This window comes from Nocardiopsis sp. KDC1DS13DA1, assembly GCF_055632325.1.
This window is the reverse complement of record NZ_JBVMUY010000036.1, coordinates 19,172-36,538: the sequence shown is the minus strand read 5'-3', so window position 1 is coordinate 36,538 and position 17,367 is coordinate 19,172. Positions and strand designations below refer to the sequence as shown.

The 17,367-nt window shown below is 72.6% G+C and carries 15 protein-coding genes; 13 read left to right on the top strand and 2 right to left on the bottom strand.

Annotated elements, in window-relative coordinates; genetic code table 11:
- Positions 1-36: 36 nt before the first annotated feature.
- Positions 37-1,392 carry a phenylacetate--CoA ligase PaaK gene (gene paaK / locus ACTVAJ_RS24290; protein ID WP_470390564.1) on the bottom strand — a complete coding sequence of 452 codons (1,356 nt, stop codon included), beginning with the start codon at positions 1,390-1,392 and terminating at the stop codon, positions 37-39.
- 245 nt (positions 1,393-1,637) lie between these two features.
- Between paaK and ACTVAJ_RS24285 the strand changes: the two genes are divergently transcribed.
- The 13 genes from ACTVAJ_RS24285 to ACTVAJ_RS24225 all read left to right on the top strand — a co-directional run bounded on the left by ACTVAJ_RS24285 (position 1,638) and on the right by ACTVAJ_RS24225 (position 13,699).
- Positions 1,638-2,873, top strand: a complete 1,236-nt coding sequence (locus ACTVAJ_RS24285; RefSeq protein WP_470390563.1) for a thiolase family protein — start codon at positions 1,638-1,640, stop codon at positions 2,871-2,873.
- Positions 2,874-2,884: 11 nt separating this feature from the next.
- Positions 2,885-3,667, top strand: a complete 783-nt coding sequence (locus tag ACTVAJ_RS24280; protein ID WP_470390562.1) for an enoyl-CoA hydratase/isomerase family protein — start codon at positions 2,885-2,887, stop codon at positions 3,665-3,667.
- Positions 3,664-4,545, top strand: a complete 882-nt coding sequence (locus ACTVAJ_RS24275) for a 3-hydroxyacyl-CoA dehydrogenase family protein (protein WP_470390561.1) — start codon at positions 3,664-3,666, stop codon at positions 4,543-4,545. Before ACTVAJ_RS24280 ends, ACTVAJ_RS24275 begins: the two co-directional genes overlap by 4 nt.
- Positions 4,542-5,330, top strand: coding sequence for an enoyl-CoA hydratase/isomerase family protein (locus ACTVAJ_RS24270; protein ID WP_470390560.1), 789 nt, complete (start codon positions 4,542-4,544; stop codon positions 5,328-5,330). Before ACTVAJ_RS24275 ends, ACTVAJ_RS24270 begins: the two co-directional genes overlap by 4 nt.
- Positions 5,331-5,425: 95 nt before the next feature.
- Positions 5,426-6,394, top strand: coding sequence for a 1,2-phenylacetyl-CoA epoxidase subunit PaaA (gene paaA, locus ACTVAJ_RS24265; protein ID WP_470390559.1), 969 nt, complete (start codon positions 5,426-5,428; stop codon positions 6,392-6,394).
- On the top strand, positions 6,391-6,750 hold the full coding sequence (gene paaB / locus ACTVAJ_RS24260) for a 1,2-phenylacetyl-CoA epoxidase subunit PaaB (protein WP_470390558.1): 360 nt from the start codon (positions 6,391-6,393) through the stop codon (positions 6,748-6,750). The genes paaA and paaB overlap by 4 nt, the downstream gene beginning before the upstream one ends.
- Before the next feature lie 60 nt (positions 6,751-6,810).
- A complete protein-coding gene (gene paaC / locus ACTVAJ_RS24255) occupies positions 6,811-7,689 on the top strand; it encodes a 1,2-phenylacetyl-CoA epoxidase subunit PaaC (RefSeq protein WP_470390557.1) in 879 nt (292 codons plus the stop codon).
- Positions 7,683-8,204 (top strand): 1,2-phenylacetyl-CoA epoxidase subunit PaaD, encoded by a 522-nt coding sequence (gene paaD / locus ACTVAJ_RS24250; RefSeq protein ID WP_470390556.1) that lies wholly within the window; start codon positions 7,683-7,685, stop codon positions 8,202-8,204. Before paaC ends, paaD begins: the two co-directional genes overlap by 7 nt.
- 2 nt (positions 8,205-8,206) lie before the next feature.
- A complete protein-coding gene (gene paaE, locus ACTVAJ_RS24245) occupies positions 8,207-9,304 on the top strand; it encodes a 1,2-phenylacetyl-CoA epoxidase subunit PaaE (RefSeq protein WP_470390555.1) in 1,098 nt (365 codons plus the stop codon).
- Positions 9,301-9,732 carry a hydroxyphenylacetyl-CoA thioesterase PaaI gene (gene paaI, locus ACTVAJ_RS24240; RefSeq protein WP_470390554.1) on the top strand — a complete coding sequence of 144 codons (432 nt, stop codon included), beginning with the start codon at positions 9,301-9,303 and terminating at the stop codon, positions 9,730-9,732. Before paaE ends, paaI begins: the two co-directional genes overlap by 4 nt.
- Before the next feature lie 185 nt (positions 9,733-9,917).
- A complete protein-coding gene (locus ACTVAJ_RS24235) occupies positions 9,918-12,062 on the top strand; it encodes a LamG domain-containing protein (RefSeq protein ID WP_470390553.1) in 2,145 nt (714 codons plus the stop codon).
- Between the two features lie 240 nt (positions 12,063-12,302).
- Positions 12,303-12,959, top strand: a complete 657-nt coding sequence (locus tag ACTVAJ_RS24230) for a DUF4333 domain-containing protein (RefSeq protein ID WP_470390552.1) — start codon at positions 12,303-12,305, stop codon at positions 12,957-12,959.
- A gap of 389 nt (positions 12,960-13,348) precedes the next feature.
- On the top strand, positions 13,349-13,699 hold the full coding sequence (locus tag ACTVAJ_RS24225; protein ID WP_470390551.1) for an ADP-ribosylation/crystallin J1: 351 nt from the start codon (positions 13,349-13,351) through the stop codon (positions 13,697-13,699).
- Positions 13,700-14,047: 348 nt separating this feature from the next.
- Here ACTVAJ_RS24225 and ACTVAJ_RS24220 read toward each other — a convergent pair whose 3' ends face one another.
- Entirely contained in the window at positions 14,048-17,365 is a 3,318-nt protein-coding gene (locus ACTVAJ_RS24220; RefSeq protein ID WP_470390550.1) for a right-handed parallel beta-helix repeat-containing protein, read from the bottom strand.
- Positions 17,366-17,367 lie beyond the last annotated feature (2 nt).

Sequence of the window (17,367 nt, the reverse complement as noted above, 5' to 3'; positions counted from 1 at the left end):
GCACCGGTGGACGGGGCACACGCGGTTTCCGCGGCGTCAGCGCGGTCGCTGGTCGATGATGCGGCGGAACTTGCCGACCGACCGTTCGATGCCCTCGGGGTCGACGACGTCGACGGTGACGCTGACGCCGACCCGGTCCTTGACGGTGGCCGTGATCCGCTGGGCGAGTTCGGCGCGCTGCGCCCCGGTGGTCTCGGGGCGGGCCTCCACGCGCACGCCCATCCGGTCCAGGCGGCCCTCACGGGTGAGCACGAGCTGGAAGTGCGGTGCCAGTCCGTCCAAGCCCAGGACGATCTCCTCGATCTGGGTGGGGAAGACGTTGACGCCGCGCAGGATGATCATGTCGTCGCTGCGGCCGGTGACCTTGTCCATGCGGCGCATGGGGCGGGCGGTGCCCGGCCGCAGGGTGGTCAGGTCACGGGTGCGGTACCGGATGACGGGCATGGCCTGCTTGGTCAGGGAGGTGAAGGCGAGTTCTCCGTACTCGCCGTCGGGCAGGACCTCGTGGGTGACCGGGTCCAGGACCTCGGGCAGGAAGTGGTCCTCCCACACGTGCAGGCCGTCCTTGGTCTCGACGCACTCGTTGGCCACGCCGGGGCCCATGACCTCGGAGAGGCCGTAGATGTCGACGGCGTGCAGGTCGAAGCGCTCCTCGATCTCCAGGCGCATCTGCTCGGTCCAGGGTTCGGCGCCGAAGATCCCGACTTTGAGCGAGGTCGTGCGCGGGTCGACGCCCTGGCGTTCGAACTCGTCGAGCAGGGTGAGCATGTAGCTGGGGGTGACCATGATGACCTCGGGACGGAAGTCCTGGATCAGCTGGACCTGCTTGGCGGTCTGGCCGCCGGAGGCGGGGATGACGGTGCAGCCGAGCTTCTCCGCGCCGTAGTGGGCGCCCAGTCCGCCGGTGAACAGTCCGTACCCGTAGGCGACGTGCACCTTGTGCCCGGGGCGGCCGCCGGCGGCGCGGATGGAGCGGGCGACGACGGTCGCCCAGGCGTCGATGTCGTCCTTGGTGTAGCCCACGACCGTGGGCCGTCCGGTGGTGCCGCTGGAGGCGTGGATGCGGCTGACGCGCTCCTGGGGGACGGCGAACATGCCGAACGGGTAGTGGTCGCGCAGGTCGGCCTTGGTGGTGTGCGGGAAGTGCCGCAGGTCCGCCAGCTCCCGCAGGTCCCCGGGGTGGACCCCGGCCTCGTCGAACGTGCGCTTGTAGAAGGGCACGTTGGTGTAGGCGTGCTCCAGGCTCCACCGCAGGCGCTCCAGCTGCAGGGCGCGCAGTTCGTCGACACTCATGCGCTCGGCCGGGTCCAGGAGTTCGGGTGCGGGTGCCTGCCCGAGGCGTGTGCGCGGTGCGGCACCGGTCGACCGCCGGATGGTGTCGTCCATGGCCATATGAGACTCTCCGTGGTGCGGAGCGCGGAGGGCCGCCACGCCGGACGGAAGGGCGCGGCGGCGCGAACGCCGCGCATTCGAGGTGGGCGCCGGTCCGCCACGGGGCGGGCCGACTTGCTTACTGACCGAACGTTCGGTTACTAATGCATTAATGCAGTCTCCGGGCAGCCGTGTCAAGGAGAGGTGTCGATGAGTTCACACGAGACGGTGGCCCAGGCCACCGCCGTCAACATGGGAGGCCCCGCGTGAGCGACGTCTACTTGGTCGACGGGGTGCGCACCCCGCAGGGGCGGTACGGCGGCGCGCTGGCGGCCGTGCGGCCCGACGACCTGGCCGCCACGGCCGTGGCCGAGGCCGTGCGCAGGTCCGGTGTCCCCGGCGCGTCCGTGGACGAGGTCATCCTCGGCGCCGCCAACCAGGCGGGTGAGGACAACCGCAACGTCGCCCGGATGGCGGCGCTGCTGGCGGGCCTGGACCCGGCCGTGCCCGGGTACACCGTCAACCGCCTGTGCGCCAGCGGCCTGACCGCGGTGGCCTCCGCCGCCCAGGCCATCCGCGCCGGTGAGGCCGACGTGGTGGTCGCGGGCGGGGTCGAGTCGATGACCCGCGCCCCCTGGGTCATGGCCAAGCCCGGCACCCCCTGGGCCAAGCCGGGCGAGGTGGCCGACACCTCGCTGGGCTGGCGGTTCACCAACCCCCGGTTCGCCGACCACGACGCCCAGGCCCCCGCCGACGCGGCCCCGGACGAGCTGCGCTACACCCTGTCGATGGGGGAGACCGCCGAGGAGGTCGCCGCCCTGGAGGGGCTGACGCGCCAGGAGTGCGACGCCTTCGCCCTGCGCAGCCACCAGCGCGCCGTCGCCGCCGCCGAGGCGGGCCGGTTCGACGGCGAGATCGTTCCGGTCACCGTCACCGGCCGCAGGGGCGCCACCCACCAGGTCACCGCCGACGAGGGGCCCCGCCCCGACACCGACGAGGCGTCCCTGGCCAAGCTGCGCCCGGTCTTCCGCAAGGGCGGCATCGTCACGGCGGGCAACTCCTCCTCCCTGTCCGACGGCGCCTCCGCCCTGGTGCTGGCCGGCGCCGAGGCCGTCCGGCGCTACGGCCTGACCCCGCGCGCCCGCGTGGTGGCCTCCGCCTCGGCCGGGGTGCCCCCGCAGATCATGGGCCTGGGACCGGTGCCCGCCACCGAGAAGGTCCTCGCCCGCGCCGGATGGAAGCTGGACGACGTCGGCTCGGTGGAGCTCAACGAGGCCTTCGCCGCCCAGTCCCTGGGCGTGGTGCGGCAGCTGGGGCTGGACCCCGAGCGCGTCAACGCCGACGGCGGCGCGATCGCCCTGGGCCACCCGCTGGGCAGTTCCGGCGCGCGCATCCTCATCACGTTGGTGGCCCGGATGGAGCGCGAGGACACGCGGCGCGGCCTGGCCACCCTGTGCGTGGGGGTCGGCCAGGGAGCCGCCCTCCTGGTCGAACGGGTCTGAGGGGGAGCCTGATGAACGACGTCGAGGACGGCGGCCGGGGCGACGCCGACGAGAGCGGCGGCTTCGCGACGCTGCGCGTGGACTGGCGCGAGGACCGCGCGGTGGTGGAGCTGTACCGCCCCCAGGCCCGCAACGCGATCAACGGGGCGATGATCGCCGAGTTGCACCAGGTGTGCGCCCGGGTGGAGGCCGACCCCCGGCCCCTGCTGCTGACCGGGCACGGGAACGTGTTCGCGGGCGGCGCCGACATCGCCGAACTGCGTGAGCGCGGCCGCGCCGAGGCGATGGCGGGGATCAACAGCCGCCTGTTCGAGCGGCTGCACCGTCTCCCGGCGCCCACCGTGGCCGCGGTCGACGGCTACGCCCTGGGCGGGGGCGCCGAACTGTCCTACGCCTGCGACATCCGCCTGGCCACGCCCACCGCGCTGTTCGCCCAGCCCGAGCCGGGACTGGGCATCATCGCGGGCGCCGGGGCGTGCTGGCGGCTGAGGGAGCTGGTCGGCGCGTCGGTCGCCAAGCAGGTGCTCCTGGGCGGGTTCCGGCTGGACGCCGAGGCGGCCCTGAAGCACGGCCTGGTCGCCGAGATCGTGCCCGCCGAGGAGCTGCGCGAGCGGGCACACGCCCTCCTCGACCGCATGGCCGCCTCCTCGCCCCTGGCGCTGCGGATGACCAAGATGGTGCTGGACGCGGAGGGCGCGCACCCGATCGCCGACGACCTGACCCAGGCGGTGCTGTTCGAGAGCGCCGACAAGCACGACCGCATGACCCGTTTCCTGGAGAGGAAGAAGCGTTGAGCAGCACCGACACGAGCGTGCCCGCGACCGTCGCCGTCATCGGCGGCGGCACCATGGGCGCCGGCATCGTCCAGCAGTTCCTCACCTGCGGCGCGGACGTCGTGCTGGTGGAGGCCACCGCCGAGGCCGCCGGGGCGGGCCGGGGCCGGGTGGTCGCCGGGCTGGAGAAGGCGCGCGAGCGCGGCAAGATCGACGCCGAGCCCGCCGCCTACCTGGAGCGGCTGAGCACCGTCACCGACACCGCCGGCATCCCCGCCGGCACCGGGCTGGTCGTGGAGGCGGTCCCGGAGCGCCCCGACCTGAAGATCGCGGTGCTCACCGCCGCCGAGGCCGCCGTCGGCGAGGAGACCGTCCTGGCCTCCAACACCAGTTCGCTGTCGGTCACCGACCTGGCCGCCGCGCTCAAGCGCCCCGGCCGGTTCCTGGGCACGCACTTCTTCAACCCCGTCCCCGCCTCCAAGCTGGTGGAGATCGTCACCGCGCCGGACACCGACGCCGGGGTCGTGGCGTCGGTGCGCGGCTGGGTCGGCGCCCTGGGCAAGACGGAGATCGTCGTGCGCGACGCCCCCGGGTTCGCCACCAGCCGCCTGGGCGTGGCCCTGGGCCTGGAGGCCATCCGGATGGTGGAGGAGGACGTGGCCTCGCCCGCCGACATCGACACCGCCATGGAGCTGGGCTACCGGCACCCCATGGGTCCGCTGCGCCTGACCGACCTGGTCGGCTTGGACGTACGGCTGGCCATCGCCGAACACCTGGCGGGGGAACTGGGGGACCGGTTCACCCCGCCCGGACTGCTGCGCCGTATGGTCGCCGAGGGAAGGCTCGGGAAGAAGACCGGGCGGGGCTTCCACACCTGGGACGAGGGAGAGCAGGCGTGAGCGAACAGAGGGCGGCGGAGTTCGGGGAGGCCGACGGGCTGGCTGCGGTACGGCTGAACAGCCCGGCCTTGACGGTCGCGGTCAAGGAGGAACTGCTGGCGGCGCTGCGCGCGGCCGCGGACTCGCGGACCGCGCGGGCGGTCCTGCTGCTGGGGTCGGAGCGGGCCTTCTGCGTGGGCCAGGACCTGGCCGAGCACGCCCGCATCCTGGAGGAGGCGCCCGGAAAGGCACTGACCACCGTTCGGGACCACTACAACCGGATCGTCATGGCCCTGGAGGAGATCCGGGTGCCGGTCGTGGTCGGTATCGGCGGGGCCTGCGTGGGCGCCGGGATGGGCTTCGCGCTCGCCGGCGACGTGCGGATCAGCGCCCGCAGGGCGAAGTTCGGCACCGCGTTCACCGGGATCGGCCTGGCCTCGGACTCGGGGCTGGCCTACCGCCTGGTGCGCTCGCTCGGCCAGGCGCGGGCGATGGAGCTGATGCTGCTGGGCGACGTGGTCGGTGCCGACCGCGCGCTGGAGCTGGGGCTGGTCACCGAGGTCGTGGACGACGACGCCTGGGAGAAGCGCGCCCGAGAGGTGGCCGCGCGCCTGGCCTCGGGGCCCACCCGGGCGTTCGAGGCGGCCAAGCGCGAGGTGCGCGCGGCGGCGGCCGGTACCCGTGAACTGCCCTCGCTGCTGGAGGAGGAGGCCGAGTTGCAGAACCGGCTGGGGGCGACCGCCGACCACGTCGGCGCGGTCACCTCCTTCCTCCACAAGGAGACGCCGACCTTCACCGGTCGTTGACCTGCCCGATCCGGCCGCCGGGGACTTGCCCGGGCGGCCGGATCGGTGGATACTAATTACTGACCGAACGTTCGGTTATGAATGGGGAGCGAGCAATGTCCACCGTGACGGCCCAGGCGCCGCCCGAGGGCGCCGACGTCCGCCAGGCGGAGTTCGACGCCAAGATCACCGCCGACCAGCGCATCGAACCGCGCGACTGGATGCCCGACGGGTACCGCAGGACCCTGGTGCGCCAGGTGTCCCAGCACGCCCACTCCGAGATCATCGGCATGCAGCCCGAGGGCGACTGGATCGCCTCGGCGCCCAGCCTGCGCCGCAAGGCCATCCTCCTGGCCAAGGTCCAGGACGAGGCCGGACACGGGCTGTACCTGTACGCGGCCGCCGAGACGCTCGGCGTGGACCGCGCCGACCTGACCGACCGCCTCATCGAGGGCCGCCAGAAGTACTCCTCGATCTTCAACTACCCGTCGCTGACCTTCGCCGACGTCGGCGTCATCGGCTGGCTGGTGGACGGCGCGGCGATCTGCAACCAGGTGCCGCTGTGCCGCAGCTCCTTCGGCCCCTACGCCCGCGCCATGGTGCGCATCTGCAAGGAGGAGTCCTTCCACCAGCGCCAGGGCTACGAGCTGCTCATGCGCATGATGGAGGGCACCCGGGACCAGCGCGCCATGGTGCAGGACGCCGTCGACCGCTGGTGGTGGCCCTCACTGATGATGTTCGGCCCGCCCGACGCCGACTCGCCCAACACCCGGCAGTCCATGGCCTGGCGGATCAAGCGCGACACCAACGACGACCTGCGCCAGAAGTTCGTCGACATGACCGTCCCGCAGGCCGAGCGGCTCGGCGTCACCCTGCCCGACCCCGAACTCGCGTGGAACGACGAACGCGGCCACTACGACTTCGGCGAACCCGACTGGGTCGAGTTCAAGCAGGTCATCTCCGGCAGCGGCCCCAAGAACGCCGAACGGATCGCGCGGCGCCGGGCGGCCCACGAGAAGGGCGCCTGGGTCCGCGAGGCCGCCACCGCCTACGCCAGCAAGCACGCCCAGGAGGCCACGGTATGAGCACCCAGGAACCCGCCCACCCGTCACCCGCCACCGCCCTCAACGGACGGCCTTCGGCCGCAGCATCCCCCGCGCGCCCCGAGTGGCCGCTCTACGAGGTCTTCGTCCGGGGCAAGCGCGGACTCAACCACGTCCACGTCGGCTCCCTGCACGCCCCCGACGACCGCATGGCCCTGCACAACGCCCGCAACCTCTACACGCGCCGCAACGAGGGCGTGAGCATCTGGGTCGTGCGCGCCGAGCACGTCACCGCCTCCAGCCCGGACGAGAAGGACCCCTTCTTCGAGCCCAGCGGCGACAAGGTGTACCGGCACCCGACCTTCTACCCCATCCCCGACGATGTCCCGCACATCTGAGCGGACGCCCGGGCGGGCGCCCGCCGAGGCCGAGGGTGACCGGACGAGACCGAGGAAAGCATGAGTGGCGACAACATCTACACGGCCCTGAGCGAGGAGCACGGCGGCGACGCCCGCTGGGCCTTCGGCACCGGGTTCACCGACGCCCTGGCGGGCGTGGACACCACCCTGCCCGAGGGGGTGGACGGTCGGGACCTGGCCCTCTACTGCCAGATGCTCGGTGACGACGCGCTCGTCCAGGCGCAGCGGCTCATCCACTGGGTGACCGACGCCCCCGAGCTGGAGGAGGAGGTGGCCCTGGCCAACATCGCCCTGGACCTGCTCGGCCAGGCCCGGCTCCTGCTCTCGCGCGCCGGGCAGGCCGACGGCACCGGTCGCGACGAGGACGCCTTCGCCTACCACCGCCCGGCCGCGGAGTTCCGCAACGTCCACCTGGCCGAGGCGCCCCGGGGCGACTTCGCCCGCGCCGTGGTCACCCTCCTGGTGCTCTCCAGCACCCGGCTGGCCGTGTTCACCCGCCTGGCCCACGGCCGCGACCCGGTCCTGGCCGCGATCGCCGCCAAGGCCGTCCACGAACTGGCCTACCACCGCGACTACGCGGTCTCCTGGGCCCTGCGGCTGGGCGACGGCACACCCTACTCCCGCGAACGCATGGCCCAGGCGGTCGCCGACGTGTGGCCGCTGACCGGCGAGCCCTTCGCCACCCACCCCGCCGAGGCACGTCTGGCCGGCCAGGGCGCGGCCGTGGACCCCGCGACCGTGCGCGCCGAGGTGCACGAGGTCCTCACCCGTGTCCTGACCGCCGCCACCCTGGACGCCCCGCCCGCCTTCCCCGAACCGGCCCTGGCCGGACGCGGGGGTGAGCACACAGCCGAACTGGCGCCCCTGCTGGAGGAGCTCCAGAAGGTGGCCCGCGAGCACCCGGAGGCGACATGGTAACCACCACCAGGGAGGAGGCCCGCGAGCGCGCCCGCACGGCGGCCGCCGCGGTCACCGACCCCGAACTGCCCATGCTCACCCTCGCCGACCTGGGCATCCTGCGCGACGTGGCGGTCGAGGAGGACGGCACCGTCGCGGTGTGGATCACCCCCACCTACACGGGCTGCCCCGCCATCGCCGAGATGCGCGCCGACGTGGACCGGGCCGTGCGCGCGGCCGGATTCGACCGCGTGGACGTGCGCACCGCGCTCGCCCCGGCCTGGACCACCGACTGGATCACCGACGAGGGCAGGCGCAAGCTCGCCGAACACGGCATCTCCCCGCCCGGGAGCGCCCCGAGGCGCGCGTCGGGGCCGATCCCGCTGACCCTGTCACCCACCCGGACCGTCCCGCGCTGCCCGCGCTGCGGGACCGCCGACACCGAGGAGCTGTCCCGGTTCGGCGCGACCGCCTGCCGGTCGCTGCACCGCTGCCGTTCCTGCCTCGAACCCTTCGAGCACGTCAAGGAGGTCTGACCGTGACCACAACCGCCACCGAGACCGCGGCGCCGCGCCGGGGCGCCGCGTTCCACCGGCTGCGGGTGGCCGACGTCGAGCGCCTGTGCGACGACGCCGTCGCCGTCACCTTCGACGTGCCCGACCACCTGGCCGAGGAGTACGCCTTCGCGCCCGGGCAGTCGCTGACCCTGCGCCGCATGGTGGACGGGACGGAGGAGCGCCGCAGCTACTCCGTCTGCTCGGCCGTGGGCCAGGCCCCCAGGGTGGGCGTGCGCCTGGTGCCAGGCGGCCTGTTCTCCTCCTGGCTCGTCAACGAGGTGCGCCCGGGCCAGGAGATCGAGGTGGGCGCCCCCACCGGCCGGTTCTGCCCCGACCTGACCGCCTCCGGGCGGCACGTCATGGTCGCCGCCGGGTCCGGCATCACCCCGGTGCTGTCCATGGCCGCGTCGCTGCTGCGCGCGACCGACTCCCACGTCGTGCTGCTCTACGGCAACCGGCGCAGCGACACCGTGATGTTCGCCGACGAGCTGGCCGACCTCAAGGACGCCTTCGGCCCCCGGTTCGAGCTCGTCCACGTGCTCTCCCGCGAGCCGCGCGAGGCCGAACTGTTCACCGGCCGGCTGGACGCGGACAAGCTGGAGCGGCTGCTGGACACGGTCGTGGCCGCTGACGCCGCCGACCACTGGTGGCTGTGCGGCCCCTACGGCATGGTGACCGACGCCCGCGGCGTCCTGCGCGGACGCGGGGTGCCCGGGGAGCGGATCCACCAGGAGCTGTTCTTCGTCGAGGGCGACGAGCCGCCGCCCCAGGCGCGCCACGAGGAGCCCGGTGTGGAGGGCCCCTCCAGCGAGGTCACGGTCGTCCTGGACGGGCGTACGACCACGCTGACCCTGCCCCGGGGGGTGCCGGTCCTGGACGCCGCCCAGCGCTACCGGCCCGACCTGCCCTTCGCGTGCAAGGGCGGGGTGTGCGGCACGTGCCGGGTGAAGGTGTGCGACGGCGAGGTCTCCATGCGGCGCAACTACGCGCTCTCCGAGGAGGAGGTCGAGGCCGGGTACGCGCTCTCCTGCCAGGCGCTGCCCGAGACCGACGCCGTGACCGTGGACTTCGACTCATGAGCGGGGCGGAGCGCACCCCCGGGGCTGAGGGGGGCAACGAGACCGCGCGGCGGATGTTCGAGGCCGACCGGGCGTCCAAGAACCTGGGCATGCGGCTGGTGGCGGCCGGTCCGGGTACGGCCACGGTGGAGATGGCCGTGGGGCCGCTGATGGTCAACGGCCACGGCATCGCGCACGGCGGGTTCGTGTTCACCCTGGCCGACACCGCCTTCGCGTGCGCCTGCAACCGGGACGGGCGCGGGGTGACGGTGGCCTCCGGAGCCGACGTCACCTTCGTGGCTCCGGTCCACGAGGGCGACGTGCTGGTGGCCACCGCCGTGGAACGGACCGCCTACGGCCGCAGCAGCGTCGTCGACGTGACCGTCCACCGGGGTGAGGACGTCATCGCCGAGTTCCGCGGGCGCAGCCGCACCCTCAACGGCGGCTGAGTCAACGCGTGCGCGGGGCCGGGCCGGAACCTTCCGGCCCGGCCCCACATGTGTCAGAGGCGCCTACGGAGGGTGGCGGTGAAACAAACAAGGTTGTGAACAGTTGGATCCGATGTGTAGGTTCCTGCTGTTTCCCCCATTGTCGACTTCCGGGACCGACGCCCGGATAGAGACGGTTCCCCCCCATGTCTCGTGCACTGAGCCGCACGGCCGCGCTCGCGGCCGCGCTGGCCCTGTCCCTGGCCGCTCCCTCCCTCGCCCTGGCCGAGGAGAACCGACCGCCCGACCAGCCCGACACCGCCACCCTCACGGCTGACCACGAGCCCTGTTCCACCGATCGGGACGCGCCCGCCCTGCTCAACAGCACCGAACTCACTCTGAGCGGTGTGTTCGCCGACCCCGACCGGGAGCTGGGCACCACCCAGGTCAACGGTGAGTTCGAGTGGACCCTGGACGGGGAGGAGACGCCGCTCGGCAGCGCGGAGACCTACCCCGTCTCCCAGGGCCCCGATCTCGACCCCATCGCCCGCTCGGTCACCGCACGGGACCTGCCCGAGGAGGTCCTGTTCAGCTACCGCGCCCGCGCGCACGACACCGAGACCGCGGGGGAGTGGTCCGAACGGTGCTGGGTCGAGGTCAGCACCTCCAGGCCCCAGTCCCCGCCGGTGGTCACCTCCGAGGACTACCCGGCCGACGGCGGTTGGTACGGCGGCGTCGGCGAGAGTGGCGAGTTCACCTTCAACGCGAACGGCGTCGAGGACGCGGTCGCCTATGACTACGGCTTCTTCGGATCGTGCTCGACCCGCGTGGAACCGGAGACCGTGGGCGGTGAGGCGACCGCCACCATCACTCCGGAAAGTTACGGGCCGCTCCCCCTCTACGCCAGGACCGTGGACCCCTACGGCAACTCCTCCGTGTGCCAGCCGGTGTACACCGTCCGTGTGGCCGCGCCGAGCGGACCCGTCGCGATCTTCGCACTCGACGAGGGCGAGGGCGACACCGCTCAGGACGGTGTGAGGAACTCCGACCGGACCGCCACCGCCGACAGCCCCCTGGAGTGGGTCCGCGGCCGCGTGGGCGACCAGTCCGGAACCGGCCACTACCGGGGGGAGGGCACGGCCGCCGACGTCACCGGCAACCCCCTGCGTACCGAGGGGCCGGTCGTGGACACCTCGGGCGCGTTCACCCTCTCGGTGTGGGCCCGCCTGGACGACACCTCCGCCGACGGCGTGCTGCTGTCCCAGGAGGGTGCCTTCACCAGCGGCTTCCAGTTGGGCTTCGATGCCGACGAGGGCCGCTGGGTCTTCCGTCAGAGCGCCGGAGACACCCCGGGAGCCCGGTTCATCCACCGCGTGCTGTCCGAGGAACCGGCCCGCACGGACGTGTGGACCCAGCTGCTCGTCACCCAGGACCCGGAGAGCGGCCGGACCGAACTGTACGTCGATGGCGTCCACCAGGGCGGCATCGACCACGTGTCGGCCTGGTACCCCGAGGGGGCCCTCGTCATCGGCGGCGGCCTGGCTCCGCAGCGCACCGAACTCGGCTGGTCCGGCGCCGTGGACGACGTCATGGTCTGGGAGCGGGCCCTGCGCGACGAGGTCTGGTACGACACCAGCACCGGGCGTTCGGAGGTGTGGGAGCAGGCCAACCGGCCGCTGGTGTCCGGAGGCGGCTGGCAGCTGGAGGAGACGGAGGGTGAGGCCGCCGCCGACGCCACCGACCACGGTCTCGACGCCACCCTGCACGGTGACCCCGACACGGTCTGGAACAGCGGTGACTGGCTCGACCCCTGGGGCGTCCTCCTGAACGACGAGCTGTCGGAGCACCTGCGCACGGACGGACCCGCCGTGGAGACCGGCCACAGTTTCACCGTGTCGGCCGTGGTCCAGCTGGACGACCTGTCCCGGGACGCGGTGGCGGTGTCGCAGAGTGGGGAGCACGCCAGCGCCTTCTCCCTCGGCTACGACGCCGACAGCGGTCACTGGGTCTTCGAGACGGCGGCCGCGGACGCCGCGGACGCCCGGGTACACCGGGTCGCCTCCGAAGTGCCCGCCCGGGAGGGGGAGTGGACCCGCCTGGTGGGTGCCTACGACCACACCGACGGCACGCTGTCGTTGTACGTGAGCGATCCCTACAGCTCGGCGACGACCGCAGACGCCGGACCCGTCTGGAACGCCGGGGGCGACGTGTTCATCGGCGCCGCCGGCGCCGGGGACGACGTCGACCGCTACTGGAGCGGTCGCCTGCACCTCGTCCAGGTGCTCCAAGGCGTGCCCACGGAGATGAACGTCGCCCAGCTCGGCTCCGTGCTCTTCTCGCCCGGGGCATAGCCGTGGCCCGCGTCCCCCGACGCGGGCCACAGCCTGCGCGGGGCCGGAACCTTCCGGTCCGGCCCCGCGGGTGTCCTGGGGACGAACCGCTCGCGGGGACGGGGCACGCGGGCTCGGCGGACCTGGAACAGGCACGGAACACCAGGTCACAGCCGCATATCGAAGTGCTCTGCGCCGGAACGCGCGCACCGTTGCCGGGGTCTGTCGATGTGGCATGTCCCGTACACCGAGGAGGCCGCGATGCGGCAGATCACACGTCATCGGATCATCACCGGGGTGGCTCTGGGAGCGCTTCCCCTGCTCCTGTCCACCGGCTGCTCGTTCGACTTCAGCATCGGCGGCCCCGCCGCCGTCGACGCCGAGCAGGTCGCCGAGCGGTCGAGTCAGATGCTGGCCGAGCAGGTGGGCCAGACCCCCGACGACTTCACCTGCTCCGAGGACCTGCCCGCCGAGGTCGGCGCCGAGATCCGCTGCGAGCTGACCGACGGCGGTCAGACCCTCGGCGCGACCGTCACGACGACCTCGGTCGACGGCGACAACGTCCAGTGGGACGTCCAGGTCGACGACGCCGCCACCGACGACACCGCCGCCGGTGACGACCCCGCTGACGGGGGCACCTCCGGCGACGAGGCCGCTGACGGAGCCCCCACCGTGGCCAGCGGTGGCGTGGTCGACGCCGAGCAGGTCGCCGAGCGGTCGAGCCAGATGCTGGCCGGGCAGGCCGGCCGGACCCCCGACGACTTCACCTGCCCCCAGGGCCTGCCCGCGGAGGTGGGCGCCGAGATCCGCTGCACCCTCACGGACGGCGGCGTGAACTACGGCGTGACCGTCACGGCGACCGCTGTGGACGGCACCAACGTGCAGTGGGACGTCCAGGTCGACGATCAGCCCATGTGACGCCGGACGCTGACTGTGCCACCCCCGGACATAGCTGTGGCCCGCGTCCCCCAACGCGGGCCACAGCCTGCGCGGCCAGTGTGCACTGAGTGCGGTCCGGCCGCTGGGAAGGCGGGTGGGCGTCTGAGTACGTGTCGGTAACCCCCATTGCCGACACGGGCACCAGCACCCGCGCATGGATTGTGGTCAACGCCCTCAGGTGGGTGAGTTGGGTGGACTGGGGTCTCTCCGGGGTCCTTATGGGGCGCTTCACCTGTGAGAACGCTTCGTATGGGTCCAGTGTTCCCTACCAGCGCCCCGATTTTCGGCCGTGTCGGTAAAAACGAGGTGCGGAGTCCGCCATAACCTCCCTATGCTCCTCGTCCGAGCGGCGAGAGGGAGGTGGCGGTGTGCGCGACGTACTGACGCTGTGGCGTCCGACGGGTCCCGAGGAGCTGGCCCTGGTCAGCGAGACCGGGTGGCGTCGATGGCCACCGAGACTCCCCGAACAGCCAATCTTCTACCCGGTGCTGAACGAGGACTACGCCGTCCGCATCGCCAGGGACTGGAACCTGCCGCGTGACGGCGGGGGCCACGTCACGCGGTTCCACGTCGACGCGGCCTTCGCCGCCCGTTATCCGGTGCGTCAGGCCGGTGGCCGGACGATCCTGGAACTGTGGGTGCCCGCCGAGGAGCTGGACGGGTTCAACGCCCACATCCGCGGGCCGATCGAGCTGGTGCGTTCGTTCCTGCCCGGCTGAGCGGGCCGCCCAGGACGTCGACGACCTCGTCCAGGGCGTCGGCGAGGACGACGGGCTCACGGTCGGTACGGTCGTCGGAGTCGCGGCGCTGGTGGGGGACGTGCTGTCGGGGGTCGAGGGTGGTGGCCATGGGGGGTGCGGGCGCCCGGTCGGGCGGTCGGCGCCCTCCTCCTTCTCGTGTGCTCACGTTCTCCAGCCGCGTTCGGCCGCGTGACTCCCGGTGACCGTCGCGGTGTCCGCCGTCACCAGGATGGCACGCCCCGGTGACGTTCGGTGGATACGGAACGTGCCTGTGGATGAACAGGCACCGTCCCGTACCCTCCCGCTCCCCGGTCCCGGGCCGCCGCGTCAGCGGGACGGGACGTCCTGCGGCAGGAGCGTGGTGAAGTCCTCGGCGGTCGCCCCGCTCATCCCCACGAGGCGACCGGCCTGCCGGGTGATCATCCGCTCCAGGACCTGGCGCGCGTAGCGGGCGTTCCCGAAGTTCGCGTCGCGCGCCACCCCGGAGAAGTGCTCGACCAGGGCGGACACCGCGTCCGGGCTGCACTCGTAGCCGGAGCCGGACGCCATTCTCTCCACGATCGTGACCAGTTCGTCGTCGCTGTAGGAGGGGAACTCCACCCGGTGGTTGAACCGGGAGGCCAGGCCGGGGTTGGAGTCCAGGAAGCGCTGCATCTCGCGGGTGTATCCGGCGACGATGACCACGACCTCGTCGCGGTGGTCCTCCATCAGCTTGACCAGGGTGTCGATCGCCTCCTGGCCGAAGTCCGACCCGCTGTTGCCCTTGGGGGCCAGGGCGTAGGCCTCGTCGACGAACAGCACGCCGCCCCTGGCCCGCTCGAACACCTCGGCGGTCATCTGCGCGGTGTGCCCGACGTAGCGCCCGACCAGGTCGGAGCGGGCGGTCTCCACGACCTGGCCGCCGGGCAGGACGCCCAGGGTGTGCAGCAACCGCCCGTACAACCGCGCCACCGTCGTCTTACCGGTACCGGGAGGACCGGCGAACACCAGGTGGTGGCTCATCGGCGCCACCGGCAGGCCCATGCTCCTGCGCTGCTCCGACATCAGCAGCAGGTTGGCCAGGTCGTTCACGGTCTCCTTGACCTCGCTGAGCCCGATCATCGCGTTCAGCTCCTCGCGCAGGGCGGCCACGTCGTCCGCCGACGCGGCGGGCGCCGCCGCGTCCTCGATGTCCGGGCCCAGGTCGGCGGGCATGAGGAGGGCCATCGCGGAGGGGTCGTCGGGAGCGTCCCCGCCCAGCCGGTAGGCCTGCCGGTCGATCATCGTCTCGAAGATCTTGCGGGCCTCGCGGCCGTTGCCGAACGCCGGACCCTTGGGGACCCGCTCGAAGTGGGCGCCCAGCACCTCGACCGTGCCGTCGTCCATCACGTAGCCGTGCGCGTCGCACAGGCGCCGGACGATCTCCACGAGTTCGTCCACCGCGTAGTTCTCGAATTCGATCGTCTTGCTGAAGCGCGAGGCCAGGCCGGGGTTGGCGGACAGGAAGCGGTCCATGTCCTCGGTGTATCCGGCGACGATCACGACGACCTCGTCGCGGTGGTCCTCCATCAGCTTGACCAGGGTGTCGATCGCCTCCCGGCCGAAGTCGGGGCCGCTGCCGCCGCCCTCCGAACCGGTGGAGAGGGTGTAGGCCTCGTCGACGAACAGCACGCCGCCCTTGGCCCGCTCGAACACCTCGGTGGTCTTGATCGCCGTCCCGCCGACGTACTGCGACACCAGGTCCGCGCGCGCCACCTCGACGACGTGCCCGTAGCGCAGGACGTCCAGCTCGGCGAGGATCCGACCGTAGAGCCGGGCCACGGTGGTCTTACCGGTACCGGGTGCTCCGCCGAAGACGAGATGGCGGCTCATCGGCGGGGTCGGCAGCCCCATCTCCGCGCGCCGTCTGGCCATCTGGTTGCGCTTGACGAGCGTTCTGACCTCGTGCTTGACGTTGCCCAGCCCGACCAGGGCGTCGAGCTCGGCGAGCGGTCCCTGCGACTCCTCGGCGCCGGTGTCGTCGGCCGGGGCGGCGGGGTCGGCCGACGACGCGGGCAGCGCGGCACCGGCGTTCTCCCCGTAGGCGTCGGGGACGCCGTTGCCGTGGCTGAGCAGCTCCTCGGCCCGGACCCGTTCGCTCCGCACCGTCTGCCGCAGCCCCGCCCGCGCGTTGTCGCGTACCGAGCAGTCCTCCACGACCACGTCCTCGCGCGAGTGGACCAGGACACCGTCGCCCGTGTTCCGGAACATCTCGCACCGTCGCAGCGCGGCGGCAGCGCCCGCGGCCACCAGCACCCCGTTGCGCCTCCCGTCGTAGATCCGGGAGCGCAGCACGCTGGCCTCGCCCCCGTTCTGGACCGAGATCCCGTCGCCCCTGCACGAGGAGATGTCGCAGTCGCGCAGGTCCGCCTTGGCCCCGGTGCCGACCGTGACGCCGGTGTCGCGGCTCTCGCTGATCTGGAGGCCGGTGAGCAGGGGGCGGGACCCACCGGTCACGGAGACGGCGGCCTTGCCGGTCCGTTCCAGGGTCACGTCCTCCAGGCGTCCGTGGCCGTTGCCCAGGAACTCCACGCCCTGGCCCCGGGTGTCGGTGACGGCCAGCCCCCGCAGGAAGGGGGCGCAGTCCTCGACGACCACCCCGGGCCCCTGGCTGCCGGTGATCAGGCCGCGGTCGAACTCGGCGGTGCTCCCGCCGCGCAGCCGGACGCCGGTGCCGCCGCGTACGGTCAGTCCGATGAAGGTGGGCGCGGCACCGTCCTCGGCGGTCACCGAGTCGCCCGCGGCGTCGGAGACGTCGCACTCGGTGAACTGGCCGCGGGAACGCCCCGACAGGTGGATGCCCGCGTCCGCGGAGCGCGTCACCGACAGACGGGAGAACTGGGGGTCGGAGCCGCCGTGCACCGCCACGCCCCGTCTGCCGACGTCCTCGATCACGCAGTCCTCGATCATGGGACGGGCCCGGCTGGAGACGCTCATCCCGTCGGCCGCGGTGTGGTGCACGCGGATGCCGCGCAGCGTGGTGGCGGCGTCCTCCTCCAGGGCGATCGCGGGCTTCTTGACGTCCGTGATGACGCAGTCCTCGAGGACGCCCCCGGACCGGCCGCTGGCGAAGACTCCGTTGCCGCCCGCCCCGTGCAGGGTGCACGAGCGGACGGTGGGACGGCCCTGTTCACCGATGACCAGGGAGCTGGTGCCGACGTCCTCGACCACGCAGTCCTCGATCACGGTCGGCTCCGGCGAGGTGACCACGACACCCGCTCCCGCCGAGCACGTCACCCGGCTCTCACGCATGGCGAGGGCGCCGTCGCCGCGCACCGACACCGCCGCCCAGGCGGCGCCGTCGACCTCGCAGTCGGCCATCTCCAGCTGTCCGGCCGGGATGTCCACCGCGGGCCGATCCTTGTCGCGGCCGCGCAGGATGAGTCCGGAGAGTTTGACCGCCTCCGCCCCGGAGACCACCGTGCTCGCCGAGTCGGAGCTGATCTCCACGCTGCCGCGCCCGTCGCGGGCCACCAGCGTGACCACCTTGAGCAGGACGAGGTTCTCCGCGTACCGTCCCGGGGCGATGGTGATGAGCGCGCCGTTTCCGGCCGCCCTGACCGCGTCGGTGATCGTCCTGTGCGCGTCGGGTCCGTCCGCCGCGACGTTGAGGAGTTGCCTGGCCATCG